The 23873-nt window shown below is 59.8% G+C and carries 20 protein-coding genes; 13 read left to right on the top strand and 7 right to left on the bottom strand.

The genetic code is table 11. From position 1 onward, the window contains the following. The first annotated feature begins 167 nt into the window (after window positions 1-167). Both NF685_RS05600 and msrA read left to right on the top strand, forming a co-directional pair. Window positions 168-2069 carry a CocE/NonD family hydrolase gene (locus NF685_RS05600; protein ID WP_252849074.1) on the top strand — a complete coding sequence of 634 codons (1902 nt, stop codon included), beginning with the start codon at window positions 168-170 and terminating at the stop codon, window positions 2067-2069. A 7-nt stretch (window positions 2070-2076) separates the two neighbouring features. Then, window positions 2077-2622: a peptide-methionine (S)-S-oxide reductase MsrA gene (gene msrA, locus NF685_RS05595; RefSeq protein ID WP_222547220.1), complete on the top strand. Its 546-nt coding sequence runs from the start codon at window positions 2077-2079 to the stop codon at window positions 2620-2622. A gap of 181 nt (window positions 2623-2803) precedes the next feature. On the opposite strand, the gene NF685_RS05590 is transcribed toward msrA, so the two are convergent. From NF685_RS05590 to NF685_RS05570, 5 genes are read right to left on the bottom strand one after another with little or no spacing between them, the layout of a single operon-like run. Beyond that, complete coding sequence (locus tag NF685_RS05590) at window positions 2804-4120, bottom strand: ABC transporter ATP-binding protein (protein WP_252848912.1); 1317 nt, start codon at window positions 4118-4120, stop codon at window positions 2804-2806. A 19-nt stretch (window positions 4121-4139) separates the two neighbouring features. Continuing rightward, a complete protein-coding gene (locus NF685_RS05585) occupies window positions 4140-5867 on the bottom strand; it encodes an ABC transporter permease subunit (protein WP_252848911.1) in 1728 nt (575 codons plus the stop codon). 37 nt (window positions 5868-5904) lie between these two features. Beyond that, a complete protein-coding gene (gene dut, locus NF685_RS05580) occupies window positions 5905-6366 on the bottom strand; it encodes a dUTP diphosphatase (RefSeq protein ID WP_222547223.1) in 462 nt (153 codons plus the stop codon). A gap of 15 nt (window positions 6367-6381) precedes the next feature. Next, window positions 6382-7605, bottom strand: coding sequence for a bifunctional phosphopantothenoylcysteine decarboxylase/phosphopantothenate--cysteine ligase CoaBC (gene coaBC, locus NF685_RS05575; RefSeq protein ID WP_252848910.1), 1224 nt, complete (start codon window positions 7603-7605; stop codon window positions 6382-6384). Window positions 7606-7611: 6 nt separating this feature from the next. After that, window positions 7612-8397 carry a class I SAM-dependent methyltransferase gene (locus NF685_RS05570; RefSeq protein ID WP_252848909.1) on the bottom strand — a complete coding sequence of 262 codons (786 nt, stop codon included), beginning with the start codon at window positions 8395-8397 and terminating at the stop codon, window positions 7612-7614. 30 nt (window positions 8398-8427) lie between these two features. Between NF685_RS05570 and mutM the strand changes: the two genes are divergently transcribed. From mutM to NF685_RS05525, 9 genes are all read left to right on the top strand, one after another. Next, the gene (gene mutM / locus NF685_RS05565; RefSeq protein WP_252848908.1) at window positions 8428-9297 is read left to right on the top strand and encodes a bifunctional DNA-formamidopyrimidine glycosylase/DNA-(apurinic or apyrimidinic site) lyase; all 870 of its coding nucleotides are present in this window, start codon (window positions 8428-8430) and stop codon (window positions 9295-9297) included. A 135-nt stretch (window positions 9298-9432) separates the two neighbouring features. Further along, window positions 9433-9702 carry a 30S ribosomal protein S20 gene (rpsT, locus tag NF685_RS05560; protein WP_222547227.1) on the top strand — a complete coding sequence of 90 codons (270 nt, stop codon included), beginning with the start codon at window positions 9433-9435 and terminating at the stop codon, window positions 9700-9702. A gap of 249 nt (window positions 9703-9951) precedes the next feature. Beyond that, window positions 9952-11397: a chromosomal replication initiator protein DnaA gene (gene dnaA, locus NF685_RS05555; RefSeq protein WP_252848907.1), complete on the top strand. Its 1446-nt coding sequence runs from the start codon at window positions 9952-9954 to the stop codon at window positions 11395-11397. Window positions 11398-11467: 70 nt separating this feature from the next. Continuing rightward, on the top strand, window positions 11468-12592 hold the full coding sequence (gene dnaN, locus NF685_RS05550; RefSeq protein ID WP_252848906.1) for a DNA polymerase III subunit beta: 1125 nt from the start codon (window positions 11468-11470) through the stop codon (window positions 12590-12592). A 20-nt stretch (window positions 12593-12612) separates the two neighbouring features. Then, entirely contained in the window at window positions 12613-13719 is a 1107-nt protein-coding gene (recF, locus tag NF685_RS05545) for a DNA replication/repair protein RecF (protein WP_252848905.1), read from the top strand. A gap of 450 nt (window positions 13720-14169) precedes the next feature. Next, window positions 14170-15321 (top strand): CDP-glycerol glycerophosphotransferase family protein, encoded by a 1152-nt coding sequence (locus tag NF685_RS05540; RefSeq protein WP_252848904.1) that lies wholly within the window; start codon window positions 14170-14172, stop codon window positions 15319-15321. 267 nt (window positions 15322-15588) lie between these two features. Beyond that, complete coding sequence (gene guaB, locus NF685_RS05535; protein WP_222548445.1) at window positions 15589-17097, top strand: IMP dehydrogenase; 1509 nt, start codon at window positions 15589-15591, stop codon at window positions 17095-17097. Window positions 17098-17120: 23 nt separating this feature from the next. Then, the gene (locus NF685_RS05530) at window positions 17121-18413 is read left to right on the top strand and encodes an RsmB/NOP family class I SAM-dependent RNA methyltransferase (RefSeq protein ID WP_252848903.1); all 1293 of its coding nucleotides are present in this window, start codon (window positions 17121-17123) and stop codon (window positions 18411-18413) included. Window positions 18414-18462: 49 nt separating this feature from the next. Beyond that, window positions 18463-20322, top strand: coding sequence for a cation:proton antiporter (locus tag NF685_RS05525; protein WP_222547233.1), 1860 nt, complete (start codon window positions 18463-18465; stop codon window positions 20320-20322). Between the two features lie 41 nt (window positions 20323-20363). Here NF685_RS05525 and NF685_RS05520 read toward each other — a convergent pair whose 3' ends face one another. Then, complete coding sequence (locus NF685_RS05520) at window positions 20364-20867, bottom strand: L,D-transpeptidase family protein (RefSeq protein ID WP_252848902.1); 504 nt, start codon at window positions 20865-20867, stop codon at window positions 20364-20366. Between the two features lie 201 nt (window positions 20868-21068). On the opposite strand from NF685_RS05520, the gene NF685_RS05515 reads away from it, so the two are divergent. Beyond that, window positions 21069-21788: a response regulator transcription factor gene (locus NF685_RS05515; RefSeq protein ID WP_222547235.1), complete on the top strand. Its 720-nt coding sequence runs from the start codon at window positions 21069-21071 to the stop codon at window positions 21786-21788. A 191-nt stretch (window positions 21789-21979) separates the two neighbouring features. On the opposite strand, the gene NF685_RS05510 is transcribed toward NF685_RS05515, so the two are convergent. Next, window positions 21980-22783 (bottom strand): exodeoxyribonuclease III, encoded by an 804-nt coding sequence (locus tag NF685_RS05510; protein ID WP_252848901.1) that lies wholly within the window; start codon window positions 22781-22783, stop codon window positions 21980-21982. Between the two features lie 76 nt (window positions 22784-22859). On the opposite strand from NF685_RS05510, the gene NF685_RS05505 reads away from it, so the two are divergent. Then, window positions 22860-23849 carry a dipeptidase gene (locus NF685_RS05505; protein WP_252848900.1) on the top strand — a complete coding sequence of 330 codons (990 nt, stop codon included), beginning with the start codon at window positions 22860-22862 and terminating at the stop codon, window positions 23847-23849. Window positions 23850-23873: the final 24 nt, after the last annotated feature.

Here is a 23873-nt window from a genome sequence, read left to right as displayed (position 1 = left end):
CGCCCATAGGCGTATTTTTATTACCCTGTGCGAAATAACGTGGTGGATCGCTTGCCGCAAGGGGAAGACTGTTCAATCATCCATGCATTGTTAGGACGTTCAAGGAATATGACCGCGTGCGCGTAGGACATCTGACCCGATCTCTGTTGCTTGTCACCTCCTGTCTGCTGGGGGCGTCGCAGGCTCTGGCCCAGGCTGGCAATGGCCTGCCCGTTACACCCGACATGGTGCAGCGCGGCTCCGATATTCCTGCCCATGTGCAGCTGCCTGAAGCCGGGCGGGACTACATCAAGCAGGATGTCATGATCCCGATGCGCGATGGCGTGAAACTTCATACCGTGATCGTGATCCCGAAGACGGCAAAGGATCACGAAGCGCCGATACTCCTGACGCGCACGCCCTATCATGCCTCAGAGCGGGCAGACCGCACGCCGGGCGCCTTCACCATGCGCAACGTTCTGCCGCAGGGCGACGGCGTGTTCGTCGAAGCTGGCTATATACGTGTGTTTCAGGATGTGCGCGGCAAGTTCGGTTCGGAAGGCGATTACGTGATGACGCGCCCTCCCATCGGGCCGCTCAACCCCAGCAAGACCGACGATACGACCGATGCCTGGGACACGATCGACTGGCTCGTCAAGAACGTGAAGCAGAGCAACGGCCGCGTAGGCATGACAGGGTCGTCCTATGAGGGCTGGACTGTGGTCATGGCGCTGCTCAACCCGCATCCTGCGCTCAAGGTCGCTGCCCCCGAAAGCCCCATGGTCGATGGCTGGATGGGCGATGACTGGTTCCATTACGGCGCATTCCGACAGGGCAGCTTCGATTATTTCACCATGCAGATGACCAGGAAAGGCGAGGGAGATGCCATCCCCCGCCATGGTCTGGATGACTACACCAATTTCCTCGAAGCCGGCTCTGCCGGTGACTTCGCGACCAAGGCGGGTCTCGACCAGTTTCCGTGGTGGCAACGCACCAAGGCGCATCCGGCCTATGATGCCTTCTGGCAGGATCAGGCGCTGGACAGGCTTCTGGCAAAACGTCCGCTCACCGTCCCAACCATCTGGGAGCAGGGGCTTTGGGACCAGGAGGATATGTGGGGCGCCATTCACAGCTGGATGGCACTGCGCAAGGATCACCCCAAGGTACCCAATATTCTGGTCATGGGGCCCTGGCGTCATAGCGGTGTGAATTATGACGGCTCCTCGCTCGGGCCGATCAATTTCAATGGTGACACCGCGCTCTGGTATCGCAGCCATGTCATGCGCCCGTTCTTCGATCAGTATCTGAAACCGGGGAGTGCCAAGGTCAATTTCGATGACGCCATCATCTATAATACCGGCGATAACCGCTGGGACCATCTGCGCGGCTGGCTGGGTAATTGCGGCGACACCTGCCTGGGCACGGGCGAGCGGCTTTACCTGCGCGAAGGCAACGGGCTGAGTTTCGAGCGTGCCAAGCCGGGCACCGACAGCTACGTGTCCGATCCGGCGCATCCGGTGCCGTTCGTGACACGTCCTTACAGCTTTGCCGATGGCAAGCGCTGGAAGCCGTGGCTGGTGAGCGATCAGCGTTTTGCTGAATCACGTCCCGATGTCCTGACCTATCAGACACCGGTGCTCGATCACCCTGTGCGCGTGTCGGGCGTACCGACAGCCGACCTGTTCGCTGCAACGACAGGGACGGATGCCGACTGGGTGGTGAAGGTTATCGACGTGTATCCCGGTATGACGGCAGATCGTCCCGAAATGGGCGGTTACGAACTGCCCTTGTCGATGGATATCTTCCGCGGACGCTATCGCCACGATTTCGCGCACCCCGAAGCCATTCCGGCGAACAAGGTCGAGGAATACAAATTCACCCTGCCTGCGATGAACCATGTCTTCCTGCCCGGCCATCGCATCATGGTGCAGATCCAGTCGTCGTGGTTCCCCCTTTACGACCGTAATCCGCAAACCTATGTGTCCAATATCTTCGATGCCAAGGCCGCCGATTACAAAAGCGCGACCCAGTCGATCTCTCTCGGCGGTGCGCAGGCCAGCAGCATCTATCTCCCCGTCGTAAACCAGTGAGGCACGTATGAGCGAGGCAGTTCTTGAAAAGGCCCTGATCGGGGGCGGATGTTTCTGGTGCACCGAGGCCATCTTTACCGGGCTTCGCGGTGTCAAATCCGCCCAGCCGGGCTATGCGGGCGGTCGGCGTGAGAACCCGAGCTATGAGCAGGTATGCTCAGGGGCAACGGGCCATGCCGAAGTGGTCGAAGTCGTGTTCGACCCGGCCGAGATCAGCTATGGCGACATCCTGCGTGTTTTCTACACTACGCATGATCCGACGCAGCTCAATCGTCAGGGCAACGATGTCGGTACGCAGTACCGTTCCGTCATTTTCGCTGCCGATCCGGCGCAGGATGCGATTGCACGTGAAGTGACGCAGGAGATCGCGGCCTCAGGGATCTGGCCTGCCCCCATCGTAACGGAAATTGCCGGACCGGCCGTGTTCTGGGAGGCCGAGGAAAAGCATCACGATTATTTCGCGCGTAATCCGGAAACGGCTTATTGCAGCGCGGTTGTGGCGCCGAAAGTCGCCAAGGCGCGCAAGATGTATCGTGACCGACTGAAGGCCTGATAACAGCGTTCAGCTCAAGCGAGCCAAGACCGCTTGCTTGTTGAAATCACCGGGAGGGGGCGCTTTTGCGCCCCTTTTCTGTGATGTCTTTTCTGCTTCTCAGGTTTCAGGGGCGCTGGATGAGAAACGGCTTGTTGCCGAAACAATTTCGTCACGATAAGCGGCTTTACGCCGGTCTGCCTCAGTAACCGGTTCCCTCATGGTCCAGCATGAACTGGTCGGCTTCCTCATCGAAATCGAATAATTCAGTGTAACGTGCCCAGTTGGTAGCGGTCATCAGCGTCTGTTCGGCATAGCCGGGTGACATAGTAGCTTCGAGCTCCTCACGGAATCGATCGGCGCCGGTGCGATGGCCCGAGCGCTCATCCAGCACGGCGCGTATGGAGCGGATCAGCGGGATATGATGCAGCAGCGCTGCACGCATGATCTCGCGACGCTCATCTTGATCGCCCTGCACGAAGCGCTGACCGGCCTCGGTCATGAGAATATCGCCATCTTCAAGCTCGGCCAGCTCAAGAAGCTGAAGCGATTCACCAAGCGGGAAAAGATCGTCCAGCGCCATCTGGAGACGCTCTGCAAGATGGGGGAGGTCGGCGCGCCCGTTCAGCGGCGATGCCGCGAGGGTTTCGAGCAGTCCCACCAGAACGTTGATAGGGATCGAAGGCAATACCAGGGCCATCGGATTGGGTGGGGGGGCGCTACCGCTATCCAGACTGGCTTCCGAGACGATCGGAGCGCGTCTGGTCATGAGGGTATAGATGTGATCCACGAAGCGGCGGAATTCTGCATCGTCGCGATTGCGCGGGTGCGGAAACGGAACGTCGAGTTCGTGCGAGACGCGACCCGGATTGGACGAGAAAAGCAGAATGCGGTCGCACATCAGCACGGCCTCTTCCACGTTATGCGTGGCAAGCATCATGGCCCGTGTCGGCAGTCGTTTTTCCGACCAGAGCTCGATCAGATCCGTGCGCAGGTTTTCGGCCGTGAGCATATCCAGCGCGGCAAAAGGCTCATCCATCAGAAGCAGGTCTGGCTGCATGACCAGTGCGCGTGCCAGACCGACACGCTGCTGCATGGCGCCTGAAAGCTCCTTGGGAAAGGCGTTTTCGTAGCCGCTCAATCCGATGAGATCGATCATGTCATCACAGCGCTGTTCGATATCGAGGCGCGGCAGACGTTTGGCTTCCAGTCCGAGCGCAATATTCTGTTCGACCGTGAGCCATGGAAACAGGGCGAAAGACTGAAAGACCATCGCGATGTCGGGTGTCGGTCCGCCGAGGGGCGCCTGCTTCCAGATGATTTCGCCTGCGCTTGGGGGAATGAGCCCGGATGCGATACGCAGCAACGTGGATTTGCCGGAGCCGGAACGTCCGACAAGGCCCACGATCTCGCCGGCATGCAGATCGAGACTGACATCTTCGAGTACCGGCAGATCGGTACTGCTTTCCTTCTGATAGACCTGAAGACAGTTGCGTATCGAGAGCAGGACTTCCTGCATGACGGGCTCCATGGTCGTTTTAGCTTTGGGACCGGGTCGAGGATGTAGCTGGCGAAGACTGGATGCGTCGTCCGATCTGCAGGCGCAGAGGATGCCAGACCATGATCTCACCCAGCGCTATGCATAACGTGAGAACGGCGGCCCCCAGAACGACGCGTGGCAGATCGCCAGCTTCCATGGCGCGTGCGACATAGGCTCCGATGCCACCGCAATCCTGGCCATGAAGCTTCCACGAGCTGCGCTCGGCCAGAATAAGGATCGTCCATCCAGCCATGGAGGCCGCACTGATGGCCTCGACGATCACGAGTGCGAGGCCGGGGAGCAGAACACGGCGCCACCATAGCCACCCCTTGATCTGGAGATTGCGCGCGGCCTGCAACAGATCGAGCGGGAAGCCTCTCATGCCACGCAGGATCTGTGCCAGCAAAAGCCACTGCATGAAGAAAAAACACAGGAAAAGAGGCCAGAGGAAAGGCGCCGCGCCTGCAAGCATCATGACCATGCACAGGAAGGGAAAAAGAATGTTCTTGGGATAAAGGGTCAGGAAACGCGTAATGACACGCGCAGGCCCCGCACGACGGCTCGACAGACCCAACCAGACGCCGAGCGGTACCCAGAGCGCAATCGCAAGAGCGAGGGCGAGGGTCATACGTAGCGCCGAGACCAGGCTCTGTTCGGTAACGATGAGCAGATCGCGCATATCCAGCGCGTGATGACGCCAGAAAAATGCCACGACGATCAGCAGGATAATCGCACCGCAGCCAAGACCGATCAGGGGGGAAGAACCCCGTGCGATCCTGACAGGTCTGAAGCCGTTACTGCCAAGCCGCAGATCGCCCAACCAGGCCAGAACGCGCCTGAGACGTTCGCCCGAACGTTTGAGCACTCGTGTGCGACGCCAGAGTTTCAGCATCCACGGATCGGTCGCCTGATCGAAAAGCGGGATCATGCGATAACGGTCAGCCCAGATCTGCCACGGAAACACGAAGCAGGTGTCGTACAGCCATGCGAGCAGGCCGATCAGCAATGCGGCGATGCCCGTCTGGCCGATCGACCCGATGGCAGCGGCCTGGGCAGCGTGGGTACCAAGCCCGGGCCGTACCGGTATCGCCCCGTTGACCGGCAGCATTTCGGCGGCGATCAGCAGGCACCAGGCCATGGGCATGGCGCGAGCAAGCGCAGTGACGCTGTCCGGAATCGCAAAGGGCGCCTCAAGACGCCATAGTCTCTGCCAGCCTGTCAGGCCAAGTGCACGGGCAGCCTCGTCGAAGGCGCGCGGGACGCTCTCCCAAGCCGTGAGGGTCGCGCTTGCGACGGGCGCAGCAAGGGCCAGCGCTGTAACGCCGATGGCCGAAACCTCGAAGCCGAGCAGATGCAAGAAGGGCAGGAGGCACAGAAGCGGCACCATATGCAGCCCACCCAGGAGCGTGCGTATGGCACCGGTCAGGAGCGGTATCCTGGCGGCACCCAGTGCCAGGATGGATCCGATGCATGCACCGATCAGCGTGGCGCTCGCCATGCGGAGCGCGGTATGACCGAAATCCCCCGGCAGCACGCCCACCCCCGCAAGAGAGCGCAGATGCGGTGCGATGTGTGCATGGTGGTGGAATGGTGTGAGCTGGGCAGGCAGAAAGCGTGAGAGCAGCGCCAGGGCGGCCACGACGAGCAGCGTGCCCACAAGCGACGCTGTCAGCCCCGCTTTCCTGTCCGGCCCGCGTGTGCCGCGTCTCGCCCGAAATGGCGACATGCTCTCCTTACCTCGTGTCAGAAGCGTTTCAGCCGCGTCAGCCCGGGCGGGACAGGCCCGTACTGCCAAAGCCACCGGTACCGCGTGCGGTCTCATCCAACTCGGAAACCTCGACCCATGTCAAACGAATGACCGGGGCAAGAACGGCCTGGGCGATGCGCATGCCGCGCGTGATCACGAAATCTTCCTTGCCCGTATTGAGAATGATCACACCGATCTCACCGCGATAATCCTCGTCGATGGTGCCGGGCGTGTTGGGCAGGGTGATGCCATGTTTCAGCGCAAGGCCGGAGCGTGGGCGTATCTGGAGTTCGTAGCCGGCAGGCAGGCCGATTTTCAGCCCGGTCGGCACGAGGGCACGTTCTCCGGCTCTGACAACCATCTCGCCTTCGATGGCGGCAAGCAGATCCATGCCGGCGGCACCGCTGCTGGCGTAATGGGGGAGATCGAGCCCTTCGGCATGAGGAAGCCTGACGAGTTCGACGGGAAGCGGAGACATGAACCTTACCTTAGATCAGGAGGAGAAACGGTCGGTAATCAGAGCTGCAAGCCTGTCTGCCACGCCGGATTTGGGCATGTCGGGCCACAGGGTGGCACCCTCATGCGTGACGAAAAGAATGCGATTATGATCGCCACCGAAAATAGAGGCATCGGCACCGACATCGTTGGCGAGGAGCCAGTCGCATCCCTTGCGGGCATGTTTGGCGCGTGCATGGGTTTCGAGCGTCTCCGTCTCGGCGGCAAAGCCTATGACGAGCTCTGGACGCAAAACGCCGGGCCTTGAAAGTGTCGCGAGGATATCGGGATTTTCCACGAGGGATAACGTAAAGACCTCGCCCTGCGTTTTCTTGCGCTTTTGTGTAACCGGTTCGGCTACGCGCCAGTCGCCCACGGCGGCGGCGCACACAGCAACATCTGCGGGAAGGGCCGTTTCACAGGCGGTGAGCATTTCAGCGGCGGTCTGCACGTCGTGACGCGTCACGCCGGGCGGGCAGGGTAGGGCTGTAGGGCCACTGACAAGCGTCACGCGCGCACCGAGCCGTGCACAGGCTGAGGCTATGGCGTAGCCCTGCTTGCCGGAGGAATGGTTTGCGATGAAGCGGACCGGGTCGATCGGCTCATGCGTCGGTCCCGCCGTAACCAGTACATGCCGCCCCTCCAGGGGGGTATGATCAGAGCGATGATGCTCTGGGGAAGTAGGCGCAAAGAGAGCCGTTTCGATTGCCTCGGCGATATGCTCGGGTGCGCTCAGCCGACCGGGACCGAATTCCCCGCAGGCCATTTCTCCCTCATCCGGTCCGATGAACAGGCAGCCGCGCTCGCGCAGGCGGGCGAGATTGTCCTGTGTGGCAGGATGCTGCCACATGCGGACATTCATGGCCGGAGCGAGGAGAACGGGAGTATCCGTCGCGAGAAGGAGGGTCGTCGCCAGATCGTCGGCCAGACCGTTGGCAAGACGTGCCATCAGATTGGCTGTTGCAGGGCAGACAACAATCAGATCGGCGCTGCGTGAGAGAGCAATATGGTCCATCTGGCTGTCTTCAGCGAGAGACAGAAGTTCCGTATGCACGGGAAGGCCCGAGAGGGCCTGTACAGACAGCGGCGTAACGAAATGCGTAGCCGATTCGGTCAGGACGCATTCGACGTCGATAGCGCGTTTGCGCAGCAGCCGGATCAGTTCCAGCGATTTATAGGCGGCTATGCCACCGCCAATAATCAGGATGATCCGCGCACGCATGGTGTGTCAGAGCTTCCAGCCCGAATGGATGGCTGCAATGCCGCCTGAAAGATTCTGGTAGCTGACTTTTTCCAGACCGGCATCGCGCATCATCTGGGCCAGAACCTCCTGCTCGGGGAAGGTGCGTATGCTTTCAGCCAGATAACGGTAGCTCTCCGCATCCTTGGCGATGATCTGGCCCATTCTGGGCAGCACGCCGAACGACCAGGCGTCATAGACGGGGGCCAGGGCCGCAACCTGAACGCGCGAGAACTCCAGGCAGCAGAATTTTCCACCCGGGCGAAGGACGCGGCGGGCTTCACGCAGGACGGCATCCTTGTCCGTGCAGTTGCGCAGGCCGAAAGCGATCGACACACGATCGACACTGCGATCCGGCAGGGGGATGGCTTCGGCATCCACAACCGAAAACTCGATATCGCTCAGATAGCCCTTGCTTGCCGCGCGAGCGCGGCCCACTTCGAGCATGGAAGCATTGATATCGGTCAGGATTGCGGGGCCACCATTGTTGCGCAGCCAGCCGAAGCTGATATCGCCCGTACCGCCTGCAAGATCGAGCAGCTTGAGATCGCGCCTCGGGGCGAGCGCATTGATGAAAATACGCTTCCAGACGCGATGGATGCCGAGCGACATGACGTCGTTCATGACATCGTAGCGGCCTGCAACACTGTCGAACACAGCGCGCACCAGAGGCTTCTTTTCTGCCTTGGGGACGGAGCGGTAGCCGAAATCGGTTGTCTCCTCCCTGTCGCCATGGACTGATTCGGTATGGGGAAATGATGCGTTGTCGGTCATGTCTCTCTGGATATAGTGTCAGCACCCAAGATGCCAGAGCTACCAGAAGTTGAAACCATCCTGAACGGATTAAGCGCGGCGCTTGCCGGGCGACGTATCATCAGCACGGAGGTCCGGCGCGACCTGCGCTGGCCCGTGCCCGACGATCTGTCGATACGTGCGGACGGCAAGAAGATCGGGGCCGCGACGCGCCTGGGCAAATACATGCTCATCTCCCTGATGCGTGGGCCGACCCTGCTGATTCATCTTGGCATGAGCGGGCGTATACGCATTACCCCCAAGCCTGAAAAAGGTCCGGCTTATCGCCCCCTGACCCATGAGCACGTCTCGATCCTGCTCGATAACGGCACCTATATCGGCCTTGTGGACCCAAGGCGCTTCGGTTGTCTGCTTCTGGCCGATGCAGGCAGGGAGCGCGAGCATGTCCTGCTCAGATCGCTCGGAGCGGACCCGCTCGGACCCGAATTCGATGCGGCCTATCTTTATGCCAGGCTCAATCGCAAGCGCGCGCCGATCAAGACCGCGCTTCTGGACCAGCGCGTCATCGCCGGGCTCGGCAATATATATGTGTGCGAAATTCTGTATCGCGCAGCGATCAATCCGCAGCGTCTGGCTTCGTCGCTCAGTATGGACGAGATCGCCCTGATTGCCCGTGTGACGCCTGAGGTGCTTCGCGAGGCGATCGGTGCAGGGGGGTCGACACTGCGCGATTATGTGGATGCGCAAGGAAAGCCCGGCGCTTTCCAGGATCTGCATCTCGTCTATGGGCGCGAAGGCGAGCCTTGTCCCGAATGCCCCGGTTATCCGGCCTGCGGGGGCATTCGTCGTGTGGTGCAGTCGGGACGGTCGAGTTTCTTCTGTCCGAGGCGACAACCACCACTTTCTTTAGAGGACGCTTGACGGCCAGCGTGAAACTGGACTAAAGGCGAGCCCTCCGCTGGCTCTGCGTCTCTTTCAGGGACGATTGGCCGGCATGCTTTATTGTTGTCGCAAGGCAACCTAACAAGCCGAACAGAACAGGGCTGAAGAGTAGAAATGGCTAACACCGCCTCTGCGCGCAAGCGCATCCGTCAGAACGAGCGTCGCCGTGAGCGTAACGTTTCCCGCATGTCCCGCGTCCGCACCTTCGTGAAGAAGGTCGAGACGGCCATCCTTTCGGGTGACAAGGCTGCCGCAAACGACGCATTCCGCGCTGCCCAGCCGGAAATGCAGCGCGCTGTTGGCAAGGGCGTTCTCGCCGCCAACACCGTCAGCCGCAAGCTGTCGCGCCTTTCGGCTCGCATCAAGGCTCTGGCTTCGGCCTGATCGGATAACAGGGCAGGGCCTTTAGTGGGGTTCTGTCTGGTCTGAGCCTACAGAAAGAACGGGTGTGGTCCCATGACCATATCCGTTCTTTTTTTTCGCCGCTCGTCCGGCTTCCCGGCGTCCGGTTAAGCTTGCCTCTCACGGACTGTTTGCCCTATTCTGTGCGCCCTTTAACCGGGGATCAGGAAGGTCATGCTTCACGGCTCGTGATGGCTCCTGTCGTGTCTTTTGTTGTAGCTCGGGGGAGTGATGGCAGACGAAGGGTCTCATACGGATCTTCCTGCAGTGACGGAAACGGTTTCCTGCACAAACGGAACCGATCCGGTTCTGGCTTCCCAATGGGTCAAGGTGCGCGAGAGATTGCGTGTCGAGGTCGGTGACGTCGAATACCGTACCTGGCTGCAGCAGATCGTGCTCGGCCCGCTGGAAGAAGATGAAATTACCCTCTTCCTGCCAACGCGCTTTCTGCGCGACTGGGTGCGTGGACAGTATGGCGATCGCCTGCAGGAACTGTGGCGCAATGAAAATCGCGCTGTCCATCATGTCGAACTGCAGGTCCAGCGTGTGGGCGACGGTCTGGCAACGCCGGTAGCGGTCAAAGCGGCAGCACCGGTCGTCGAGGTCGAAGCCCCTGCGGCCCCGGCTGCGAGTGTGCAGGATGCGCGGCACGATCTCGCTGCCCCGCTCGATCCGCGTTTTACATTCGACAGTTTCGTTGTGGGCAAGCCGAACGAGTTTGCCTATGCCTGCGCGCGCCGTGTGGCTGAAAAGCCGTCCAGCCCCGGTTTTAACCCGCTTTTTCTCTATGGTGGTGTCGGTCTGGGCAAGACGCATCTCATGCATGCCATTGGATCCGAACTGACGAGCGGTGGGCGCGTATCCGTAGCCTATATGTCGGCCGAGAAGTTCATGTACCGGTTTATTGCGGCCATTCGCTCGCAATCGACGATGGAGTTCAAGGAACAGCTGCGTTCGGTCGATGTCCTGATGATCGACGATCTCCAGTTTCTGATCGGCAAGGACAATACGCAGGAAGAGTTCTTCCATACCTTCAATGCCCTTGTCGATGCCGGTCGTCAGATCGTGGTCAGTGCTGACAAATCCCCTTCCGATCTGTCGGGTCTCGAAGACCGGCTACGCACGCGTCTGGGGTGTGGCATGGTGGCCGATATTCACGCCACCACGTTCGAGCTGCGTATTTCCATTCTCGAAGCCAAGGCACAGGCTTCCGGCGTTGCCGTGCCTGCCAAGGTACTGGAATTTCTGGCGCACAAGATCACGTCGAACGTGCGTGAGCTCGAAGGGGCGCTGAACCGCCTGATCGCTCATGCCAATCTGTTCGGTCGCCCCGTCACGCTGGAGAGCACGCAGGACGTGCTGCACGATATCCTCAAGGCGCATGACAGGCGCGTGACCATCGAGGAAATCCAGCGCAAGGTCTCGGAGCACTGGAATATCCGTCTGACGGACATGTCTTCGGCCCGTCGCGCCCGTGCAGTCGCGCGGCCTCGACAGGTGGCGATGTTCCTTGCAAAGCAGCTCACCAGCCGCTCCCTGCCGGAAATCGGACGCAAATTCGGCAATCGCGATCATACGACGGTCATGCATGCTGTTTCGCGCGTTCAGGAGCTGATGGAGCGCGACGTGGCTTTTGCCGAGGATGTCGAGCTGCTGCGACGCATGCTCGAAGGCTGATCTTTGCCACGGCAAGTGGCTCTGCTAGACTGGTTTTTTGTTATTCGGGTGTTCGAGGGTCTACGATCATATGAAATTCAAGGCTGACCGCACAACGCTGATCCGTGCCCTTGCCCATATCCAGAGTGTTGCAGAAAAGCGCAACACGATCCCCATTCTGGCGAACGTGATGCTCTCCATCGAGGGTAATCTGCTTCGCCTGACCGCAACGGATATGGAAATTGCGGTTGTCGAGGAAGTGGCGGCAGAAGGTGCACGCGATGGTGCCGTCACTGCACCTGCAAGCGTCCTTTATGAGATCGTCCGCAAGCTGCCTGACGGTTCTGTGGTAGAGCTGGATCACGGCGGTGGCGACGCCCCTCTGGCTCTGCGTGCGGGCCGCTATGCGACCAGCCTGAATGTGCTGCCGGTCGAGGACTTCCCTTCGATGGTTGCCGGGGATCTTCCCTGTGCATTTTCCATACCCGCTGCCGTCCTGCGTGGTCTTGTCGATCGTACACGTTTTGCGATCTCCACGGAGGAGACACGCTATTACCTGAACGGCATCTATTTCCATGTCGCGAAAGACGGCGACACAGCCAGACTGCGCGCCGTGGCAACGGACGGGCACCGTCTTGCACGCGTCGAAACCGATCTCCCTGCCGGCGCGTCGGACATGCCGGGTGTGATCATCCCGCGCAAAACCGTTGCCGAACTGCGCAAGCTGCTCGATGAGGGCGCCGGTGCCGTCGAGGTCAGTCTGTCTGACACGCGTATCCAGTTCCGTGTCGGGGCCGTCATGCTGACATCCAAGCTGATTGACGGGACGTTCCCGGAATATGAGCGTGTCATTCCCAAAAACAACGACCGCTTCCTGCGCGTGAACAAACATGCCTTCGCCGATGCTGTGGCGCGTGTTGCTGCGATCAGTCAGGAGCGCTCGCGCCCGGTAAAGCTTGCCGTCCGGACCAATCTGCTCACGCTTTCCGCCATCAGTCCCGATCAGGGCATGGCAAAGGAAGAGCTGGACGAGACGAGCGTATCCTATGACGGTCCGTCGCTCGAAATCGGCTTTCAGGCGCGCTATCTGAACGACATCACCGATCAGATCGATGTCGAGGCAGAATTCGCGTTTGCCGATAGTGCCGCGCCTACGCTGGTGCGTGACACGAATCTGCCCACGGCTCTTTACGTTCTCATGCCTATGCGCGTCTGACGCAGGGTCACGTCAGATCTTTGCGTATATCCAGGCTCGTCCTCACGAATTTTCGTAATTATGAGCGTCTGGCCTGGACGCCCCATAGCCGCCTTGCCGTCCTGACCGGCGAAAACGGGGCAGGGAAGACCAATCTGCTTGAAGCCATGTCGCTTCTCGCGCCGGGCCGCGGTCTGCGCGCGGCTCCCAATGCGCAGATCCAGCGCCACGGTGGCGGTCCATGGGGGATCGCTACGCGGATCGCGAGTGGAGGCGACTGTGTCGATCTGGCGACCGGCATGGACCCAACCAATCCGGTGCGTCGTGTGTTCAGGCTCGATAACGAAGCTGTACGCAATCAGGCGCAGATCTCTCCCCATTTTTCGGCAACCTGGCTTACCCCCCAGATGGATCGCCTTTTCAGTGATCCGGCCTCGGGGAGGCGACGCTTTTTCGATCGCCTGGTTCTCGCGCTCGATCCTCATCATGCCCGTGAGAGCGCGGCGCATGAGCGGGCCGTTGCCCAGCGCAATCGTCTGCTCGCGACGCGCCCCGATCAATCGGTCTGGCTCGCTTCCATCGAAGACAGCATTGCACGCCATGCTGTGGCACTGACGGCTGCCCGCATGGCGCTGGTCGAGGCCATGAATGCGTCGCCGCTTACGGATGAGACGGGCTTTCCGGTGGCGCGGATTGCACTGGACTGCGCAATCGCCAACGATCTCGCGCGCAGTCCCGCTCTTGCCGTCGAAGATAGTCTTCGTGAAGCACTTTCGAACACGCGTGCGGAGGATGCGCAGCGTGGCGCAACATCCCTTGGTGCCCACAAGGCAGATTTTCTGTTGAGCGACGCGCTTACTGGGCGGGAGGCGACGCTTTCAAGCAGCGGTCAGCAAAAGGCCATGCTCGTCCATGTCATTCTCAATCATGCCGTCCTTACCGAGAGGCAGACGGGCAGAGCGCCGGTTATCCTGCTGGATGAACCGCTCAATCATCTCGATATGCGCAGGCGCGAGGCACTTCTGACCTTTCTCCGGCAGAGTAGATTCGATGCCTTTCTGACGGGCACGGATAGAGAGCAGTTTGCGATTCTGGGTTCGGACGCGGATTATCGACACGTGGAGGCGGGTGATCTCAGCCCTCGGTGAGGATGGCGCGCGCAATGAGAGAGTCCCGAGGCTGAGAACATGCGGAATTGTAACACATCTGTCGCTGACAGCGGGGTCTTTGCCTGTTTGCGAAGGTGGCGACGCGCATAGATGGATCCAAATGCGGGATGCCGCTGGTTGGAAGATATGTATCCTGACCATGCATCGCATAATTCATACATTCTTCAGAGTATATAACAGAATTTAGAGAGGTTATTATTGGTTCGGAATAATATACACGATTAAATATAGGTAATACGTTTGTTATATGAGTGATAATTGCCTTATTAATATGGACCGGATAAATCCCGTATTTGCGATAATTGGAAAATAACTTCGCGCGTTGCGCTTCCGACTTGCGGGGTCGTGTTGTGCATTGTTACTTATCGTCATGAAGTTCTGTCGTAAAAGAGTCTGGTGTTGGAATTGGCCTAGGAGCAGGCAAGCCGGATGAAAATCGCGTTTTTGTACGTGGCTGAACCGTATCAGTGTTATCACGTCGCCGCTGTCTCTTCCGCTCTGGCTCAGCTTCCCAATGTCTCGGTGACGGAGTTCGTGAGTTTTCCCGAGACGGCGTTTCATCTGGATCGTATCCGACACAGGAACGGCTTGGCCGGTCATATCGAACGTGGTGAACTGAAGATGCCCGTTCGCGCGTCCTTTCTGCGCCGTATGCGGCGGCTCGATGCGGAGCGCGAAATCGTCATGCGTGCCAATATCGAGCGTCTGGAGCAGTTCGATGCGGTGGTGGCAACGGAGTATTCGGCCGGGGCCTTGCGTGAGATGGGGCTGCGCAAGCCGGCTCTTATCCTGATCCAGCACGGTGCCGGAGACCGGGAGGTCAATGATGAGCACCTGATACGCCAGTTCGACCTCTCTCTGGTATCGGGGCCGAAAATTGCGGAGTCCTTCCTTGCCAAGAAGCTGGCGACTGCCGCACAGACGCGCATAATCGGGTATCCGAAATTCGATGCGGTTGAGAAGCAGAACGTCCAGAAGGCCGTGCCCGCAAATTCTAGCAGGCCGATTGCGCTTTATAACCCGCATTACAAAAAAGCACTTTCTTCGTACCGGACCTGTCTCGAGCCACTGGTCGAGGCGGTGAACCGTCTTGATCGCTACGATCTGCTGATCGCCCCGCATATCAAGATCTTTCACAAGGATTTCGGTCGTCGCCGTCGTCAGTTCGAGAAAGTCGTCGGGGACCATGTCCGGCTCGATGCGGCGTCTTCGGCCATGCTCGACATGACTCATACGGCGCGGGCGTCTCTGTATATCGGCGATGTCAGTTCACAGGTTTACGAGTTCCTTATTACCCCCCGGCCATGCATATTTCTCAATCCTCACAAGGTCGAATGGCGGAATAACCCGCATTTCAGACACTGGACCCTGGGAGATGTGGTCGAGCACGCCGAAGATATCTATCCCGCTCTTGCGCAGGCGGAGTCGCGTCATGTCCTGTATCGGGAAAGGCAGGAGCGCATGATCCAGGAGACGTTTGGTTCCCAGCCCAAACGCGGGGCCTCTTTCCGGGCTGCCCAGACCATTCGTGACTTCCTTCGGGGCGAGGGGCGTTCGTCAGCTTCGGTTGTCGCTGCCTGAACCCGGAATCGGCGTGAAGCAGGGCGTAAAAAGGTGCGAGCTTGCCTACCGCCAGATCGTTGTTGCGATGTCGTTACGTACTGTCCGGCCGCGGCGTGCGTTATGGCAAAACGGTGAAATTCGCACCGGCCTGCGCAATCTCCTGTTTTCAACACGGACTGCTTTGGTCTAAGAGGACGCGCCAACGGTAGGAAAGCCGCGGGCTTTCCTGATTGACAAGCGGGGAGGCTGCGGCAGATGACCACGACCAATAATACACCAACCGGAATGGCTGGCGAACGGGTTGGTGACTATGCCTCGCGCAGCGTCTCCCATGACCGCATCCGCGAAGCTCTTGCATTCGATGACGTACTGGTCGAACCCGCGGCATCGGACGTCCTGCCGGCGCAGGCCTCGACGCGTACGCGCCTGACAAATTCCATCGAACTCAATATTCCGCTGCTCTCGTCGGCCATGGACACCGTGACCGAAGATGCCATGGCCATTGCAATGGCCCAGCAGGGCGGCATGGGCGTCATTCACAAGAACCTGTCCGTCGAGGAGCAGGCCGAGCATGTACGCCGCGTCAAGCGCTTCGAATCGGGCATGGTCGTCAACCCTGTCACGGTAGGACCTGAGCAGACGCTGCGCGATGTGCATGCGATCATGAAACAGCACGGGATCAGCGGCCTGCCGGTTGTGATGCCGGGCACAGGCGAACTGGTCGGTATCCTGACCAATCGTGACATGCGTTTTACCAGCGATCTGGACACGCCGGTGCGTGACATGATGACGCATGAGAACCTCGTCACCGTGCGTCACGGGGCCGATGCCGCGGTCGCACAGGATCTTCTGCATCGTCACCGTATCGAGAAGCTTCTGGTCGTGGACGACCAGAACCGATGCACTGGCCTTATTACGGTCAAGGATATGGACAAGGCGGAAGCGCATCCGCTTGCCATCAAGGATCAGTTCGGCCGTTTGCGCTGTGCTGCCGCCATTGGTGTCGGGGCCGATGGGCTTGCCCGCGCCGAGGCTCTGGTCTCTGCCGGTGTGGATATCGTGATTGTCGATACGGCACACGGTCATTCGCGCGGCGTGCTCGATACGGTTGCGACACTCAAATCGCGCCACGCTGGCATTCAGGTGATTGCCGGTAACGTGGCGACACCCGAAGCAGCGATCGCCCTGGCCGGAGTTGGCGCGGATTGCGTGAAAATCGGCATCGGACCGGGTTCCATCTGCACCACGCGCGTCGTGGCCGGTGTGGGTGTGCCGCAGTTCTCTGCCGTCATGGAAACATCTGCGGCCTGCCATGAAGCTGGAATTTTCGCTATCGCCGATGGTGGCATCCGCACCTCGGGCGATATCGTCAAGGCAATCGGTGCCGGTGCTGACGTGGTGATGATCGGTTCGCTTCTAGCGGGTTGCGAGGAAAGCCCAGGAGAGGTGTTCCTGCATCAGGGCCGTTCCTACAAGGCCTATCGTGGCATGGGCTCGCTTGGCGCCATGGCCCGCGGTTCTGCGGACCGGTATTTCCAGGCGGAGGTCAAGGATTCGCTCAAGCTTGTGCCCGAGGGGATCGAGGGGCAGGTGCCGTACAAGGGCAGCATGGCTGCCGTGGTGCATCAGCTCGTCGGCGGTCTGAAGGCAGGCATGGGATATACGGGATCGCCCACCATTGCCGATCTGCAGGTGCGCACGCGTTTCCGTCGCATCACCAATGCGGGCCTGCGTGAAAGCCACGTGCATGATGTGACCATCACGCGCGAAGCACCTAACTATCGCCAGGACTGACAAAAACTTGTAAGCGCGGGAGCATGACTCCCGCTGCCCGACTTTCTGCTGCCATCGATCTGCTCTGCGCCATCGAGGCAGCCCCCCGCCGTCCTGCCGATGCGACGGCCAATAACTATTTCCGCGAGCGCCGCTATATCGGCGGCGGCGACCGGCGCGTGATCTCCGCGCGTATCTGGGACGTGCTGCGTCAGTGGCGTCGTCTGCACTGGCATTTGCGTGACATCCCCGGTGGTCCGTCACCGCGCACGCTTTGCGCGGCCTCGCTCATTCTGGGTGGGGAAGAGATCGGCACGGTTCGCAACCTGTTCAATGGCGAGCGCTTCGCGCAGTCCCATCTCACCAGCCGTGAGGATGCTGCTCTCGCTGCACTTGCCGGTCGTGAACTGAACCACCCTGATATGCCTCTGCCTGTACGTCTGGAGTTTCCGGACTGGCTGCAGCCCTATCTCGAACGTGCCTTCGGCGATCGGCTCGAAGCCGAGATGGGGGCGCTCGATAGTGCGGCTCCTCTCGATCTCAGGGTCAATCTTCTCAAAGGGCATCGGGACGAAGCGATCCGCTCGCTGCGCAACGAGCAGATCATGGCATCGCCTACGCCTCTCTCTCCATGGGGATTGCGTCTGCCGGGCCGTCAAAACGTGACCGCCACGCAGAGTTTTCGCGAAGGTATCATCGAGATCCAGGACGAGGGCAGTCAGCTCATTGTCGGCATGCTCGATGCGAAACCTGGCGAACGCGTGGTGGATTTCTGTGCGGGCGCCGGAGGCAAGACGCTCGCAATCGCCATGGGCATGGAGAACAAGGGGCAGGTTGTCGCATGCGATGTCTCTGCCCCGCGTCTGGAAGGGGCAGTCAAGCGGCTGCGTCGGGCAGGGGTGCACAATGTAGAGCGCCATCTCCTGACAAGCGGTGACAAATGGGTCAAGCGTCGTGCAGGTGCGTTCGATCGTGTGCTCGTCGATGCACCCTGCTCGGGCACGGGCACGTGGCGTCGTAACCCCGACGCACGCATACGCCTTGTCGAGCAGGACATTATCGAGCTGCGTGCCAAGCAGGCCGATATCCTCGATCGTGCCTCGACACTGGTCAAGCCGGGTGGACGTCTGGTTTACGCAACCTGCTCCCTGCTGAACGAAGAAAACGAAGAGCAGGTCGCGGCGTTCTTGGCGCACAATGACCGGTTCGAGCGTGTCGCCGCAGGCAGTGAAATGCTGCCTGAGGCATTGCGTGGCGAGTCCGGTTTTGCGCTCACGCCTTTGCGTAATGAAACGGATGGGTTTTTCGCCGCTGTCATGCAGCGCAAGGCCGACTGAGCAGCTGAATACGGGCAACGTCTAACCGGGCAGGGAAAATCACGCGATCATGGCGCTGGCAATATTTATCGGGCTTCTTCTGACCCTTGGGGCGGGTATCGGGGCGCAATGGGTCGCCTGGAAGTTCCGTCTTCCAGCCATTGTCATATTGTTTGCACTAGGGCTGATTTTCGGTCCCGGTCTGGGCATTCTTCATCCGTCTGCCGCGCTGGGATGGATTTTCCGCCCGCTCGTCTCGCTTCTGGTTGCGATCATCGTGTTCGAAGGCGGGCTTCTGCTCGATTTCAGGCAGCTGCGCGAAGCAGGAGAGGGCGTGACGCGCCTCACCATGCTGGCACTACCGATTTCGTGGGTGCTCGGCTGGGCGGCTGCACATTATATTGCCCATATGGAATGGGGGGTGGCGGCCCTTTTCGGTGCGATCATTACCGTGACCGGACCGACGGTCGTGCTGCCTCTGCTCCGTCACAACAAGCTCCAGCCGCGCGTTGCCGCTTTTTTGCGGTGGGAAGCGATTATCAATGACCCGATTGGGGCCATTCTTGCAGCCGTGGTTCTGCAGGTGGTTGCGACACGGGTACCGATCGGGACGGATGTCTTCCTGACCACAGTGCTGCCCGACCTGCTGGCCTCTACGGCTGAGTCGCTCGCGGTCGGCATTCTGCCTGCCTATCTGGTCCGCTATCTTTTCGTGCGCGACCTCATGCCCGAGCCGCTCAAGACGCCACTCCTGCTGACGCTTGCGCTCCTGATCTTCAGCCTGTGCAATATGAGCATGGAAGGGGCGGGGCTCGTGGGTGCTACCGTGTTCGGTATGGCGCTCACCAATCTGCATGTTCCCGGCCTGTCCGAGCTTCGGCGCATGAAGGAATCGCTGGTCGTTCTGGTTGTCGCAGTGTTGTTCATCATGCTGACGGCTGACCTGCATCGCGATGTACTGGCGCATCTCTCCCTGCCGATCTGCCTTCTGACCGCAGCGGTCATGTTTGGGGTGCGGCCTCTTGCGATCTTCCTTTCGACGATCGGGACAGGGCTCAAATGGCAGGAGAGGCTATTCGTGGCCTGGATTGCACCGCGTGGTATTGTCGCCGCCGCTGTGGCCGGTGCTGCGGGCTATCGCATGACGGATGCCGGCTATCATAGCGCAGACCTCATCATGCCTGCCGTCTTCGCCATTATCGGCGGAACGATGATTTTCCATGGATTTTCCCTTCGACCGATTGCGCGTTATCTCAAACTGACCCTGTCCAACGAGCCCGCGCTGGCCATCGTCGGCGCCTCGGCCTGGTCCATCGATTTTGCCAAATGTCTCAACGGCAATGGTATTCCCATTCTTCTGGTCGATAACCGCTCCAATACGCTGATACCGGCCATGCGTCAGGGAGTGCCTGTATTGCGTGCCGAGCTTCTGTCGCAATACGGCGAGGAGGCGCTCGAGGAGCGTCCGGCGGATTACCTGATTTCGACCACGACCGACGCGATCTATAACGGGCTCGTCTGCGCGCACATGGCCCCGCATATGGGCCGTCAGCGCGTGTTCCAGATCAGCCCCGGTGTGGCGAGACTGGATTTCTATCACGGCCTGTCGCGTGACGCGCGCGGCAAGCTGCTGGGCGATCCCTCATGGAATTTCACCCTGATCGAGATGCTGTTCGAGAAGGGATGGCGTTTTGCAACGGCCATGGCAGATGAGGCGAGTGCTGCCTCATTCGGGTCAGTGCCGAACCGTCTGGATTTCCTGTCGATACGACGCGGGCAGTCCATTACGATCCGCTCGGCAGAAGACGAGTTTCCGGTTTCGCCGGCCATAGGTGACATGCTGGTCTTCATGGCACCGCCCTTGTCAGAGGAAATCGAGACCTTTGAGAAAGCCGAGCGCGCAGACGAGAAGGCGGAAGCATCGGCCTGATCGAACCAAGGCGTGTTGAGGTGACAGAGGTGTCGGGCCTTTCAGTCGGCTCGCACCTCGATGCCCTGTGCTGGTGAGGCGATCAGTCGGCGCAGGAGGGGCTCTGTCAGGGCAATACATCCTTCCGTCGCCCCGCTGGCGGGCGGCAGGTGCAGAAAGATGGCCGATCCCCTGTGGGGAATGACCGGATCGTCGTTCCAGCCGAGGACCACGCAGAGATCGTAACAGTTATCCTCACGCCATAATGTTTCATGCCGCGCCGGATGAGGGAGCGTGATCTGGCGATTGTAATCGCGATGCGCTGGATCGTCGCACCAGCCATCATTGGGGGCCAAAGCTTCTACACGCAGGGCGGTAGCGGGACGGGAGACCCGGTCCGCACGATAGAAAACATGGCGAAACGGCAGAAAGCCGAGAGGGGTCGCATGATCGCCTTCGGACTTGTCGCCTCTGATACCGCCGGCTCCGATTATCGCCGGAACAGGCTCCTGATTAATGAAAAGGGTCGCGAGAGGCCCTGTTCTGTGTCGCAGAATGACAGTCATGTCACAAACCTCACATCTGAACATTAATTTATGAGTAATTACCGTCTAAAGCTCGGTATCCGGCAGCCTGAAGGGTCTGATCGGATTGGCGTTATCACGATATCGGTGTAAGGCTCACAAGCAAAACGAGGCTCTTTCTTCCTAGAGAAGTCGGGTCTGTACCCGGGGGCTTGGTCCCCAGCTGGTGAGAGAAGGTTATACATGCCTGGTCCGCGTCCTGTCCTTATTGTCGACGATGACGATACGCTTCGCCAACTCCTGGTCGAACAGCTCAAGCTCGAAGGTGAGTTCGAACCCATCCAGGCTGTTTCGGTTGCCGATGCGAAAGCCAAGCTTGAAGTACCGGATGTGCGCGTCGACGGTATTCTGCTCGATGTAACCCTTCCTGACGGTGACGGACGCGACTTCTGTGCGGAGCTGCGCCGACAGGGTGTGCGTATGCCGATCATCATCCTGACCGGCTCGGACGACGAAGCCGACGTCGTGCGCGGACTGGATGCCGGGGCGAACGACTATGTCGCGAAGCCTTTCCGTATTGCGGAACTGCTGGCCCGACTGCGTGCGCAGCTGCGCCTGTTCGAAAACAGCGAAGATGCGGTTTTCCCGATCGGGCCTTATCTGTTCCGTCCTTCTTCCAAAATCCTTCAGGAGCCTGCGAAAAATCGCCGTATCCGCCTGACGGAAAAGGAAGCTGCGATCCTCAAATATCTGTATCGCGCCGGGCATCGTCCGATTGCCCGTCAGGTGCTGCTGAACGAGGTCTGGGGCTATAACGCGGCCGTCACAACGCACACGCTTGAGACGCATATCTATCGTCTCCGCCAGAAGATCGAGCCCGATCCGGCGAATGCCTCACTTCTGCTGACGGAAGGGGGTGGTTACCGCCTCAATCCAGAAGGAAGCAGCGCGCTGATGAGCTGAGCGACGGCACGTTCGCGTGATCCGATTTCGGAATAAGAAGCCCCGATCTGGCAACAGGTCGGGGTTTTTTGTGTCTGCGGTGTCTGGAGGATACGGGGCGAAGGTTCTCAGGGTGACGCAGATCCGGGGTGTCGATCAGGGGATCGTCTTTGGCCCGGTGAGCACCGGGCCGGACAAGCGTTGCCTGTCGATCAGGAAATTATCAGGTCGAGATCTATCGTGACTGGCACATGATCCGACGGGCTTTCCCAATCGCGCACATCGCGTAGGATCTCGATACGTTCGAGGCAGGGGCGCAGATCGGGTGTGATCCAGATATGGTCCAGACGCCTGCCCCGGTTGGAGGCTTTCCAGTCGCGGTTTCTGTACGACCACCAGGTGTAGAGTTTTTCTTCCGGGGGCACCTCAAGGCGCATAGCGTCCATAAAGCCGGTACGCTGCCAGTGGTTGAGGCGTTCGATTTCCGGTGGTGTATGACTGACGGTATTGGCCAGCTGCTTATGGCTCCACACGTCGTGTTCGAGCGGGGCGATATTGAGATCACCTACAAGAATCGTGCGCTCTGGCGGCGTGTTGCGGAACCAGGCGGTGACCTCATCAAGAAAGGCGAGCTTGTGGGCGAATTTCTCGTTCAGTGCCGGATCGGGAATGTCGCCCCCGGCGGGAACGTAGAAATCATGAACCGTGACCGGTCCGTCCCGTGTCTCCAGCAAGGCACCGATATGGCGTGTGTCGCTCTTCTTGCACCAGTCAGGGGTGTCTTCCAGGCGGGTCATCGGATGGCGTGAAAGAATGGCCACGCCGTTATAACCTTTCATGCCGCAATAATGCTGATGCACGTAGCCGAGATCGTGCAGGGGCTGGGCCGGGAACAGCCCGTCGGGCACTTTCGTCTCCTGCAGACAGATAATGTCCGGGCGCTGCGCTTGTGCGAGACGGGCGAGAAGCGGCAGCCTCAGACGCAACGAGTTGATATTCCACGTCATCAGCCGCATGCGAAGATCCTTCAAATTGACGGTAACTGCGGTAGTGCCTCTTGCCGCCCCGGCTGAATAGCCCATTTACACAGGCATGACAGCCGCGATTCACGACCGAATTCTGACCCTCGACTCCCATATCGATATTCCCTGGCCCGACCGTGGCGATTTCGCCAGCGGCTCTGCGGACAGGCAGGTCGATCTGCCCAAGCTGCGTGAAGGGGGGCTGAGGGCTGTTTGCCTTGCTGCCTATATCCCACAGACAGCGCTGGACGAGACGGGCCGTCACGATGCCTGGAAGCGGGTACAGGCCATGCTCCATGTCATCAAGGAGCTACAAAGTGACGAGGTTGCCGTCTGCTCCAGTGTCGCCGCCATTCGCGAAGCGGCGGCGCAGCACCATCAGGTTGTGGTTCCGGCCGTCGAGAACGGTCACGCCCTTGGGGGCGATCCGTCTCGCGTGCAGGCTCTGGCGCAGATGGGCGTGCGTTACATGACGCTGACGCATAACGGCCATAACGACCTTGCCGATGCTGCGATTCCGCTTCCGGCGCTGGGGAATGAAAAAACGCTGCACGGGGGTCTTTCCGCGATCGGGCGTGAAGCGATCGCGCAGATGAACGCCCATGGCATTGTGGTCGATGTCTCTCACGCGGCGAAAAGTACGATGATGCAGGCGGCAGAGCATTCATCCATGCCTGTTGTCGCCAGCCATTCCTGCGCGCGCGCCTTGTGCGACCACCCGCGCAATCTCGATGACGAGCAGTTGCGCCTGTTGCGTGACACGGGGGGCGTAATCCAGATCACGGCCATGTCGTCCTTCCTCAAGCCGGCGCGCGAAGGTAAGGCTTCCGTCAGGGACATGGCGCGCCATGTACGCCATGTTGCCAATCTGATCGGTGTCGAACACGTCGGCGTATCCTCCGATTTCGACGGCGGCGGGATGATCGAGGGATGGCGGGATGCCTCACAGAGCAGGGCTGTGACGGAGGCCCTTCTGCAGGAAGGATTTTCGGATCGGGATCTCGCGCTGATCTGGGGCGAGAATTTCCTGCGCGTTCTGGCTCAGGCGGAGCAACGCTGAAGGCAACTTCGAACAAAACAGGAT

The sequence above is a fragment of the Asaia lannensis NBRC 102526 genome (genome assembly GCF_024054035.1).
GTDB lineage: Bacteria > Pseudomonadota > Alphaproteobacteria > Acetobacterales > Acetobacteraceae > Asaia > Asaia lannensis.
The sequence above is the reverse complement of the archived record's forward strand: the minus strand, read 5'-3'. Positions and strand labels throughout refer to the sequence as shown.

Coding starts and splice junctions, on each gene's coding strand:
- msrA (WP_222547220.1), top strand. CDS start 2,077: ATGAGCGAGGCAGTTCTTGAAAAGGCCCTGATCGGGGGCGGATGTTTC.
- NF685_RS05590 (WP_252848912.1), bottom strand. CDS start 4,120: ATGCAGGAAGTCCTGCTCTCGATACGCAACTGTCTTCAGGTCTATCAG.
- NF685_RS05585 (WP_252848911.1), bottom strand. CDS start 5,867: ATGTCGCCATTTCGGGCGAGACGCGGCACACGCGGGCCGGACAGGAAA.
- dut (WP_222547223.1), bottom strand. CDS start 6,366: ATGTCTCCGCTTCCCGTCGAACTCGTCAGGCTTCCTCATGCCGAAGGG.
- coaBC (WP_252848910.1), bottom strand. CDS start 7,605: ATGCGTGCGCGGATCATCCTGATTATTGGCGGTGGCATAGCCGCCTAT.
- NF685_RS05570 (WP_252848909.1), bottom strand. CDS start 8,397: ATGACCGACAACGCATCATTTCCCCATACCGAATCAGTCCATGGCGAC.
- mutM (WP_252848908.1), top strand. CDS start 8,428: ATGCCAGAGCTACCAGAAGTTGAAACCATCCTGAACGGATTAAGCGCG.
- rpsT (WP_222547227.1), top strand. CDS start 9,433: ATGGCTAACACCGCCTCTGCGCGCAAGCGCATCCGTCAGAACGAGCGT.
- dnaA (WP_252848907.1), top strand. CDS start 9,952: ATGGCAGACGAAGGGTCTCATACGGATCTTCCTGCAGTGACGGAAACG.
- dnaN (WP_252848906.1), top strand. CDS start 11,468: ATGAAATTCAAGGCTGACCGCACAACGCTGATCCGTGCCCTTGCCCAT.
- NF685_RS05540 (WP_252848904.1), top strand. CDS start 14,170: ATGAAAATCGCGTTTTTGTACGTGGCTGAACCGTATCAGTGTTATCAC.
- guaB (WP_222548445.1), top strand. CDS start 15,589: ATGGCTGGCGAACGGGTTGGTGACTATGCCTCGCGCAGCGTCTCCCAT.
- NF685_RS05530 (WP_252848903.1), top strand. CDS start 17,121: ATGACTCCCGCTGCCCGACTTTCTGCTGCCATCGATCTGCTCTGCGCC.
- NF685_RS05525 (WP_222547233.1), top strand. CDS start 18,463: ATGGCGCTGGCAATATTTATCGGGCTTCTTCTGACCCTTGGGGCGGGT.
- NF685_RS05520 (WP_252848902.1), bottom strand. CDS start 20,867: ATGACTGTCATTCTGCGACACAGAACAGGGCCTCTCGCGACCCTTTTC.
- NF685_RS05515 (WP_222547235.1), top strand. CDS start 21,069: ATGCCTGGTCCGCGTCCTGTCCTTATTGTCGACGATGACGATACGCTT.
- NF685_RS05510 (WP_252848901.1), bottom strand. CDS start 22,783: ATGCGGCTGATGACGTGGAATATCAACTCGTTGCGTCTGAGGCTGCCG.
- NF685_RS05505 (WP_252848900.1), top strand. CDS start 22,860: ATGACAGCCGCGATTCACGACCGAATTCTGACCCTCGACTCCCATATC.